The organism is Pseudomonas tremae (assembly GCF_001401155.1).
Taxonomy (GTDB): domain Bacteria; phylum Pseudomonadota; class Gammaproteobacteria; order Pseudomonadales; family Pseudomonadaceae; genus Aquipseudomonas; species Aquipseudomonas tremae.
The window spans coordinates 1-371 of the sequence record NZ_LJRO01000120.1; the positions used below are offsets into that span (position 1 = coordinate 1).

Below are 371 nucleotides of genomic sequence, written 5' to 3' on the forward strand. Positions count from 1 at the left end.
GTGCTGGTGTCCAATCAGTTGTTGTTCAGCGACCTCGCGCCGCTGATTGGTGCGGACTCGAATGCCGCTCAGAAAAAACGCGGTGGCGAGAGCAAGCAGCCGTCGGGCAAGGTCCTGCCCGTAGAAGAGTTTCAGACTGACCGCTGGCGAGCGATGGATGCCGACGTGGAGTTCACCGGCAAGCGCATTGTGCAAAGCCCGGACTTACCGTTCACCGACCTGTATACCCATCTGATTCTCAACGATGGTCAATTGAGCCTGGAGCCGCTGCGCTTTGGAGTGGCAGGCGGCAAGCTGGATGCGGATATCCGCCTCGACGGCCGCAACAAGCCGTTGCAGGGCCTGTCTCTTATACACATCTGACGCTGCCG

Annotated in this window: 1 pseudogene; it reads left to right on the top strand. The window is 59.6% G+C overall.

Features of this window, described 5'->3' with window-relative positions:
• Positions 1–342: pseudogene (locus ALO43_RS09250) on the top strand (AsmA family protein); the annotation flags it as partial.
• Positions 343–371 lie beyond the last annotated feature (29 nt).